Annotated in this window: 11 protein-coding genes; 6 read left to right on the forward strand and 5 right to left on the reverse strand. The window is 69.7% G+C overall.

Going from position 1 to position 8860, the window contains the following annotated elements; genetic code table 11:
• Window positions 1-71: 71 nt before the first annotated feature.
• The 3 genes from GA0111570_RS16575 to GA0111570_RS16585 all read right to left on the reverse strand — a co-directional run bounded on the left by GA0111570_RS16575 (window position 72) and on the right by GA0111570_RS16585 (window position 3633).
• Window positions 72-1721 (reverse strand): NERD domain-containing protein, encoded by a 1650-nt coding sequence (locus tag GA0111570_RS16575; protein WP_092613764.1) that lies wholly within the window; start codon window positions 1719-1721, stop codon window positions 72-74.
• A gap of 82 nt (window positions 1722-1803) precedes the next feature.
• The gene (locus GA0111570_RS16580; RefSeq protein ID WP_092613765.1) at window positions 1804-2358 is read right to left on the reverse strand and encodes a DUF1697 domain-containing protein; all 555 of its coding nucleotides are present in this window, start codon (window positions 2356-2358) and stop codon (window positions 1804-1806) included.
• 189 nt (window positions 2359-2547) lie between these two features.
• Window positions 2548-3633, reverse strand: coding sequence for a serine hydrolase domain-containing protein (locus GA0111570_RS16585; RefSeq protein ID WP_175557551.1), 1086 nt, complete (start codon window positions 3631-3633; stop codon window positions 2548-2550).
• A gap of 162 nt (window positions 3634-3795) precedes the next feature.
• Between GA0111570_RS16585 and GA0111570_RS16590 the strand changes: the two genes are divergently transcribed.
• Window positions 3796-4218 (forward strand): cupin domain-containing protein, encoded by a 423-nt coding sequence (locus GA0111570_RS16590; protein ID WP_092613782.1) that lies wholly within the window; start codon window positions 3796-3798, stop codon window positions 4216-4218.
• A 77-nt stretch (window positions 4219-4295) separates the two neighbouring features.
• Here GA0111570_RS16590 and GA0111570_RS16595 read toward each other — a convergent pair whose 3' ends face one another.
• Complete coding sequence (locus GA0111570_RS16595; RefSeq protein WP_092613767.1) at window positions 4296-4697, reverse strand: DUF898 family protein; 402 nt, start codon at window positions 4695-4697, stop codon at window positions 4296-4298.
• Between the two features lie 181 nt (window positions 4698-4878).
• On the opposite strand from GA0111570_RS16595, the gene GA0111570_RS16600 reads away from it, so the two are divergent.
• The 5 genes from GA0111570_RS16600 to GA0111570_RS16620 all read left to right on the forward strand — a co-directional run bounded on the left by GA0111570_RS16600 (window position 4879) and on the right by GA0111570_RS16620 (window position 8522).
• Window positions 4879-5271, forward strand: a complete 393-nt coding sequence (locus GA0111570_RS16600; RefSeq protein ID WP_092613768.1) for an ArsR/SmtB family transcription factor — start codon at window positions 4879-4881, stop codon at window positions 5269-5271.
• Entirely contained in the window at window positions 5268-5756 is a 489-nt protein-coding gene (locus GA0111570_RS16605; RefSeq protein WP_092613769.1) for an SRPBCC family protein, read from the forward strand. The genes GA0111570_RS16600 and GA0111570_RS16605 overlap by 4 nt, the downstream gene beginning before the upstream one ends.
• A 161-nt stretch (window positions 5757-5917) precedes the next feature.
• Window positions 5918-7063, forward strand: coding sequence for a cytochrome P450 (locus GA0111570_RS16610; protein WP_245703270.1), 1146 nt, complete (start codon window positions 5918-5920; stop codon window positions 7061-7063).
• A 66-nt stretch (window positions 7064-7129) separates the two neighbouring features.
• Window positions 7130-7699 (forward strand): CPBP family intramembrane glutamic endopeptidase, encoded by a 570-nt coding sequence (locus GA0111570_RS16615; protein ID WP_175557552.1) that lies wholly within the window; start codon window positions 7130-7132, stop codon window positions 7697-7699.
• Window positions 7700-7820: 121 nt separating this feature from the next.
• Complete coding sequence (locus tag GA0111570_RS16620) at window positions 7821-8522, forward strand: nuclease-related domain-containing protein (RefSeq protein ID WP_092613772.1); 702 nt, start codon at window positions 7821-7823, stop codon at window positions 8520-8522.
• A gap of 18 nt (window positions 8523-8540) precedes the next feature.
• On the opposite strand, the gene GA0111570_RS16625 is transcribed toward GA0111570_RS16620, so the two are convergent.
• The coding region (locus tag GA0111570_RS16625; protein WP_139283302.1) for a transposase at window positions 8541-8860 on the reverse strand (320 nt) is incomplete at its 5' end.

Consider the following 8860-nt stretch of genomic DNA (forward strand, 5'->3'; position numbering starts at 1 on the left):
GGTGATGCACATCACATGAATCGTGTAGCGTTCCTGCCTGAGGAACGCCCAGTGCCGGTCGCCGCCCACCATCAGATCCCCAGCTGCCGCGCGACCGCCTCCCCGCCCATCGCCCGAACCACCTGCGGGTCGCCGACCACCACGAGCCGGTCGGTGGCCCGGGACAGCCCGACGTACAGCCGTTCCTTGCCGCGGTCGCGGCTGCCGTGCTCGTTCAGGCACAGGATCACCGCACGCCGTTCCAGCCCCTTGCACCCCAGCACATGCCCGTAGAAGACATCGTCTCCCTCCCAGAACGTGGCCCAGTAGCCCTCCTGGCCGTACGACTGCTGCCGCTCCAGCTGGACCGGGTGCCGCTTGCCGGTGGTCAGCACCATCACGTGCGCCGGGTCCCAACCCTCGTCGAGCAGCCGATCGACCTGGTCGTCGGCGGCATCGAGCGCGTCCTCGGTCGTGGTCGCGACGAACTCGACCTCCGGCCCGGACTCCCCGCGCAGCTCCATCCGCGCGCCGGCCAGCGGCAGGAAGGTTGTGGCGATCTGCTTGGTGTTGCGCAGGTTGTGGTCGAGCACCAGCGGCACCAGGCTGACCGGCGGGCGCCCGAACCGCTGGAACACCCGCTGCTGCTCGTCGCTGTAGACGTGCAGCCGGCCGGTCTCCTCGTCGCGCAGTGCCGCGAGCAGCGGCAGCCACCAGGAGTCGGCGAAGTCCTGGCCCTCGTCGACGATGATCGCGTCGAACTTCTCCTCCCACGGCAGTGCCTCGGCCAGCTCGCGCATCTGCTCGGGGAGCCGGTGTTCCCAGAAGTCGCTGTCCTCCCGGGTGCCGTCGGGCGCACCCCAGGACCTGCCGAGTGCGGCGAAGGTGCCGACGAACGCGGGCCGATGCTTGCGCCCGACCTTGGCCAGCTCCCGCCGGAAGTGCTCGGCCAGGCCGATGGAATAGCAGAGCAGCGCCACCCGCTGCGGAGCGAGGTCGCAGTGGCCGCGGGCCAATTGCTTGGCCTGGGTCAGCGCCAGCACCGTCTTGCCCGACCCGGCGCAGCCGCGCACCTCGGTGCGGGGGACGAACCGGGTGATGCCCAGCAGCATCGCCTGTTCCTTGGTGAGCCGGTCGGCCCGGCCCTCGCGCTGGTCCGCATCGGCCTCCACACTCGCGACCGGGTGGTGGTGGCCGCGCAGGATCGTACGGACCAGGTCGAGGTCCTCGGCGGTCGGCACCCGCCCTCCCCCGCCCCGCTGGATGCACATGTCGCGCAGCCGATCCCCGAGGTGCTTCAGGTCGCGCCTGCCGACGACCTGCCAGCGCTCGAGCCCGGGGGCATGGAAGTCCTCGGCCCAGTCGGTGTACGGAGTGACCAGCACGTGCTCGGTCCGCAGCCGCGACCGGCCCCGCCAGCGCTCGTCGACCTCGACGTAGCCGCGCACCGCGTACTTGTTCTGCTCGGCCTGGTCGATGTGGAACGTACGCCGCTCCGGACCCGCCCCGACGCACCACTCGCCGCCGTCGTGGTACACGCTTCCGCCCTTGACCTCGACCACCGCGATGCCAGCGTCCGGGATCAGGCAGACGAAGTCGACCTCGTGGTCGCGCTCCCCGGTGAACCGCAGCCCGGCGAAGACGACCGACCCGTCCGGCAGCTGCTCGACCAGGCGCTGGCCGACCAGGCGCTCGGACTCGGTGACGTACGTGGGTTCCTCGGGAATGAGTTCGACCGCCATGACCGCACCGTAGCGGGCGTAGGGATCGTCTGCACCGATCAGCCCGCGAGGCGACGCCGGCGATCGACAGGAGCAGCCGGGCTCAGGCCTCCATCTTCTTGACGATCCGCTGCACGGTCAGCCACGTACGCGTGGTGATGTCCTTGCCGTAGGTCCGATCCAGCCACCCCATGAAGTCCGGGGTGGTGCCCGGAGTCCTGTTGTCGATCACGGCGAGGAAGACCCGCGCCGCCGGGTCGCCGACGATCCGGGTCCGCGGGTCGGGCTGCTCGGGCGACTGCTCCGGCGAAGCGCCGTCCTTGAGCGCGCCGTCCTTGAGGAAGGTCGCGGTCAGGTACGTGCCCCGGCCGTGGGTGAGACCGGGGAAGGGGTCGGCGTCCAGGAGGGCACGCAGTTCGGCGTGCGAGCGGATGATGGTCCCGCCCGCGATCCCAAGCTCGTCGTTGAGCGCCTGCTGGATCCGCTCCTCCAGGGCCGGCCCGTCGGTCTCCTCCGTACGGAAGACGATGTTGCCGCTGGCCAGCACCGAGCCGACGTCCTCGTAACCGAGTCCCTCGAACACCCCGCGCAGCTTGTCGTTGGCCATGTTCGGCAGACTCGGCGTGATCCCGCGCAGCAGCGCCACGTACCTGGTCATCTCGGCCGCCTCGTCGTGTCGCACAGCATGCGACGAGCGTACGCACGTCAGCGGGGCACGAGGAGATCCCTGCCTCCCTGACATCGGCGCCGCGGACGCGACTCCCGGGAGCGCCCCCGCCGCGGCGAGATCGCGATGCTCCACGAGTACACCGACGAAATCCGATCGGTGATCCTGTCGAAGGTCGGCCTATGAGGGACGCCCGGGGGCCTGTCGATGGTTCCGGTCCCGTGTCGCGGCCAGGATGGCGTCACTGAGCTGCTGCATGTGCGCCATGTCCCGGTCTGCCCTGGTCATCGCCGCGGTGACGTAGCCGACCGCCAGGCCACGGTCCGGGTCGGCCCAGCCCAGGCAGACGTGGCTGCCGTTGTGGCCGAAGGCACGCGGGCTGCTGGTGGCGCCGAGCGGGATCGGCATCCGCCCGGGACGGGGCCCGCCGAGCTGGAAGCCCTGGGCCCAGCGGATGTGCAGTCGGGCGAACCGGTCCAGTTCGGTCTCGGTGGTGGGGCGGGTCGCCTCGGCGAGGGTCGCGGGGGCGAGGAGCGTGCCCGGGGCGTGGTCGGGCAGCAGCGCCGCGTAGAAGGTGGCCAGGTCGTGGGCGGTGGTGGAGATCCCGCCGGCCGGGATGACCGCCTCGCGTACGTCGCGCCGATTGACCCAGCTGCCGACGACCGCTCCCCCGCCGCGGCGGACCATCAGCTGCGCACGTGGCAGCAGGGCGTCGACCAGGTGGGCGTACGTGTCGGCCAGCCCGGCCGGGCCGCAGACCTCCAGCTGCACCAGCTCGGTGAAGGTCTGCCCGGTCACCCGCTGGACCAGTTCGCCGAGCAGGAACCCGTAGCTCAGGAACTGGTAGGCCGGCACCGAGCCCGGCCGGTAGCGACAGCTCGCGCGCTCCAGCCGCCGGATCGAGGTCTCCCAGTCAGTCATCGCGAACACGTCGCCGAGCAGCGAGCCGGCGGTCGGCAGCCCGGAACGGTGCTGCAGGACGTGGCGGACCGTGATCTCCTCCTTGCCGCCCCCGACGAACTCCGGCCAGCGGCGGCACAGCGGGTCATCGAGGTCGAGCAATCCGCGTTCGACCAGCCGCCACACGATCACGCTGGTCACCGGCTTGCCCGCCGAGAATGCCCAGAACAGCCGGTCCGGCCCGGTCCGGAGGCAGCGGTCCAGGACGACCGCACCCCGGCTGATCACGCACAGCTGGGCCGGCGCCCTGCGCGCCTCGACCAGCGCCCACGCCGCGTCGAGCGCTTGGCGGTCCACCTCATCCACGTCCCCAGCCTTCCCGATAGCTCCCGGCCAGACCAAGAACTGGCGGAAATGGACAGAAGAAGTCCGTACCACCCGGCGCGAGGAGTTCACCGCTTCACGACGGGGCCCGGCACCCCACGCGCTAGTCTCGAAACACCTAGCACCCGAGGGAAGGACGACACCATGGCTGACTCCGGACCGAACCCGTACGTCGTGAACATCGAAGACGCCACGCTGGAGAACACCTACTTCCGCGACACCCTGTGGACCGGCAAGTACCTGCAGATGACCGTGATGGCGATCGAGCCGGGCGGGGAGGTCGGTGGCGAGATCCACGAGGACCACGACCAGTTCATTCGCATCGAGCAGGGCAAGGCACACGTCGTGATGGGGCCGGCCAAGGGCGACTACACGCTCGACCAGGTGGTCGGTGACGACTGGGCCATCCTGATCCCGGCCGGCAAGTACCACAACGTGATCAACGTCGGCGACGAGCCGCTGAAGCTCTACTCGCTGTACGCGCCGCCGGAGCACACCCCCGGTACCCGGCACGAGACCGCCGAGGACGCCAAGAACGATCCGCAGGAGACCGACCTGGTCGACTGAGGTCGATCCTGTCCCTCCCACCCCGGCACCCGCCAGGATTCTGGTCGGGCGCCGGGGTGGTGCGCATCCTCGGGCGCTCAGGCGTACACCTGGTGCTCCAGCCCCCATCGCTCCATCTGGGGAATCACCCAGAAGATGTAGATCCCGAATGTCAGGAACATCAGAACCCACCAGATGATCCACGTACCGAACAGCTCACCACCGGTCCCGGTGAACCGGAGACGACGGCCGCCCAGAATCGTGTGTTCACACCTCCACCGGAACCACATCGAAATGGCCCAGGGATACCCGAGTCCGAGCGTGAGGATCACCAGAAGCGTTGCCTTGACGCGCATCCAGAAGAAGTCGCCGGCGCTTCCGTCGAACCGGAACAGCTGCCCGGGCCAGTGCGGAACCATCGGCGGCGCCTGGTATCCGGTCGGCTGGGTGTAGGACATCCGGGACGGCTGCCCCTGATGCGGATAGTAGTAGCCGGACATGGTCCCCTCGCTGTCGGATGTGGGCCTGACACTAGCCGAGCAGGGGCGCGAACATCGGGGCCCGAGGAGGTGGCGGTCTTCGCCGCCGCAAGACTGGCCACCACATCGAGCAGCTGGTAGGCCGACCCGGTGGAGCCCGCGCTCTTGCCCTATGCGCGGATGAGGCGTAATCTACAACCAAATGGTTGTAGATCAAGTCACGAGCGACGACCTGGATCGCCTGTTCCACGCCCTCTCCGACGCGACGCGCCGGGACATCGTGGCGCGGGTGATGCAGCAGGAGCAGTCAGTGTCATCCCTGGCCGTGCGGTACGACATGAGTTTCGCCGCGGTCCAGAAGCACGTGGCTGTCCTCGATCGGGCGAAGCTCGTGTCCAAGCGGCGGCGCGGACGGGAGCAGATCGTGTCCGGCAATCCCGACAGCATCCTGCGGGCACGCGACGCGCTCGACCGCTTCGAGCAGCTCTGGCGGGATCGTACGGACCGGATGCGCGACATCCTGGCGGAGGCCCCCGACGTCGTACGCCCCGCAACAGCACAGCCCACAGAGGCACCCGGAAGGACAGAACCATGACCGTGACCGACGCACGCAAGAGCACCGAGGAGCTGACCCTCAGCTTCGTGGCCGAGTTCGACGCTCCGGTGGAGCGCGTCTGGCAGCTCTGGGAGGATCCGCGCCAGCTGGAGCGCTGGTGGGGCCCGCCCGGATGGCCGGCCACCTTCGAGACGTACGAGTTCGAGGAGGGCGGCCGGGCGTCCTACTTCATGACCGGACCCGACGGGGAGCAGCCCCGCGGCTGGTGGACCATCACCCGGATCGACGCCCCGCACCGGCTGGAGTTCGACGACGGCTTCGCCGACGAGAACGGGCAGCCCACCGGCGATCTCGGCGCGACCCACGGCGTCGTCACGCTCGCCGAGCGCGAGGGCGGTGGCACCCGGATGACCATCACGACGAGCTTCGAGAGCCGCGAACAGCTCGAGGCGATGAGCCGGATGGGGATGGAGGAGGGCATGCGCGCGGCCATCGGCCAGATGGATGCGATCCTGGCCAGCTGAGGATCCGACCAACGAGCACGCAGCCGCCCGCGGGACCTCCCCGCGGGCGGCCTCGCGCCGGACAGGGATTCAGCGGCGAGATGACCGCCCCACGTCCTGGGCGCCGACGCGCGGCCGTTAGCATGAGGACCCCGAGACCACTGATGCGAAAGGGGTCACCCGTGAGCGCTGATTGGGACCCCGGCTCCCCCGATGTCCACCGCGACCAGCGGGTCGCGTACGACCGGCAACGCACCACCTGCCCGGTGGCCCACGACGGGAGCGGGACGTGGACGTTGTTCGCGCACGGCGACGTGGTGGCCGCGGCGAACGATGCGAAGACCTTCTCCAGTCGGGTCTCGTCGCATCTCAACGTTCCGAACGGGATGGACGGGGACGAGCACGCCGCCTACCGGGGGATCGTCGAGCGGTACATGGGCCCCGATCGCGTCGAAGCCCTCGCCCCCACCTGCCACGCCATCGCCGCCGACGTCATCGCCTCCACCCCGCGGCACGAGGTGTTCCGAGCGGTCACCCTCGGCGCCCGGTTCGCCGTCCGCGCCCAGAGCGCCTGGCTGGGCTGGCCGGCCCAGCTGGAGGACACCCTGGTCGAGTGGATGGCCGACAACCACGCGGCCACCCGTTCGGGCGACCACGTGCTCACCGCCCAGGTCGCCCAGCGCTTCGACACGATCATCCGCTCCCTGATCGACCGAGCCCGGCGTACCCCGGGCGACGACGTGACCACCCAACTGCTCGCCGAGCGGGTCGACGGACGCCACCTCACAGAGGAGGAGGTCGTCTCCATCCTGCGCAACTGGACCGCCGGCGACCTCGGCTCGATCGCGGTCTCCCTCGGGGTCGTCGTGCACTTCCTCGCCAGCCATCCCGACCTGCAGCATCAGTTGCGTACGGCGGCAGTGGCAGGTGACCGGCCGGTCCTCGAGGCGGCAGTCGAGGAGATCCTGCGGATCGACGACCCGTTCGTCGCCAACCGGCGGCTCGCCACAGTCGACGTCGAGGTCGCTGGTCGTACGATCCGGGCCGGCGAGCGCGTGGTGCTCAACTGGACCGCAGCGAACCGCGACCCGGCGGTCCTCGGTGACCCGGACGCCTACGATCCGCCGGCCCACGCCGCCGACAACCTGGTCTTCGGGACCGGTCCGCACGCCTGTCCGGGCAGGGCGCTGTCACTGATGGAGCTGGCGGTCGCGACCAGTGAGTTGCTGGTGGCGACGAGCCGGATCGAGCACGCGCCGGGTCAGGAGGCGGTTCGCGAGACCCCGCCGGTGGGCGGTTGGAGCAGGGTCCCGGTGCTCCTTGGCTGACCGGGAAGACCTCGGAACAGGCGCGTGCGACCGACCATGACGCAACGCCCTCCCCACGCAGGAGTCGTGTGGTCCGCCGTGGCGGGCACCTGGATCGCGTACACCGCCCTGCTCGCCCTGCTCCAGTTCATCATCTATCCCGCGGTCACCGCGCCATGGCAGCTGCGGGCATCGGGCATCGCGGCCGGTCTCGTGGTCACCGCGGGGTGTCTGGTCCTGGCCCGGAGGGTGGTCGCCGACTTCCATGCCCGGCCGTGGCAGTGGCTGGTCGGGATCGGCTGCGTCGTCGCGGGCTCCGCTGTCCGGATCGTCGCGCTCGACCTGTCCTGGGCGGCCGCTCTCGCCCAGGTCTCGTTCTACGTGCTGGCCGTCGGCCTGCCGGAGGAGACGCTCTTCCGTGGGGTGATCTGGCGACAGCTGGAGGCGGTACTGGACCGTAAGGTCTGGGTGCTGCTGGTCAACTCCGCCCTGTTCGGGCTCTCCCACCTGCCGGCGCTGGTCTCCCAGCACTCCCCGCTGTGGATCCTCGCCACCCTGTCCCTGGTCGGAGCGGTGTTCGGCCTGGTCCGCGCGTGTGGCGGCAGCATCCCGCTGCTGGCGGGAATCCACGTCGGCTGGGACCTCGTGCAGTTCTGAGGCCGGGGGCACGGACAATGCACCGTTGCCGTTCCCTTCCCGGAAGGCGGGGAAGCGTCTCCGACATTCCCGGAAGCCCCTTGGCGGGATTCCTGACCCGTCGAGGCAATAGCCTCGGCAGGTGCAGATCACCAGGTGGCGGCGTTACGGGAAGGACCGCCTCTATGTCCGCGAGGACAACGGGGCGGATATCGGCTGGTGGGACCTGGTGACGGGCGAAGGACATTGCGCGGAGCCCTCCACCATGCCCCAGCTACAGGAGGCAGTCCGCGAGTGGCGGTCGGAGCGCGTCGCGGACCCGCAGGCAGCGCAGGCGGCGGCAACCGTCGCGACGGCGCCCACGCCGCCTCCGACAGGGCCGACACCTTCGAGGGGGCCGACGGCGGTCACGCTCAGGCCCGAGCCGATCCCGGCCCCAGCCCCGGCCCCGGTCACTGCGACTGACCCCGTTCCCTTCCCGATCGTCCGCGACCTGATCTACCGGCCACCGGGCGAGGAACTCCTGCCGAACATCGCAGCTGCCCGCGCAGAAGGACAGCGCCCGACGCTGCTCCGCAGGATCGTGCTGGGCAAGGACGCCTATTCCACCTGGGAACGCGGAGCGATCGGTGAACGGTTGGTCTGGGAGGAATTGAGGAAACTGGATTCCCGCGCCGGATGGGGATTCCTCAATTCCATTCCGGTGGGAACGAACGGATCCGATATCGACCACGTGGTCGTCGGTCCGGCCGGCGTGTTCACGATCAACGCCAAGTATCACGATGGCGCCCGGATCTGGGTCGGTGGCGACACCATCCTGGTCAATGGGGCTATTCGTAGTTGACCGTGGTGCCTTGGCTGGTCAATGGGCGGCGCCGCAGGTTCTGCGGGCGCTGCGCAGAAGGATACGTGCCTGGTAGTGCTCGTTGTTGCGGTAGCCACGCCCGGTCCGCTTGATGTGTTTGATCGCGGTGTTCGCCGCCTCGGTGCGGGCGTTGGTGACCCGGCTGGTAATGAACACCTCGATCGCCGACCACCACACGTTCAGCGTGTTCCAGAGCCGGCGGGTCTCGTCGGTGTCAGCGGCCTCCACCCAGTCCTCGAGCCGCGTCCAGGCCTGTCGGGCGGCCTGAAGGGTGGTCGTGTGCAGCAGGAGCCGCAGGCCTTCTTTGACGCCCCAGG

This window comes from Raineyella antarctica (genome assembly GCF_900092135.1).
In the GTDB taxonomy this organism is placed as follows: domain Bacteria; phylum Actinomycetota; class Actinomycetes; order Propionibacteriales; family Propionibacteriaceae; genus Raineyella; species Raineyella antarctica.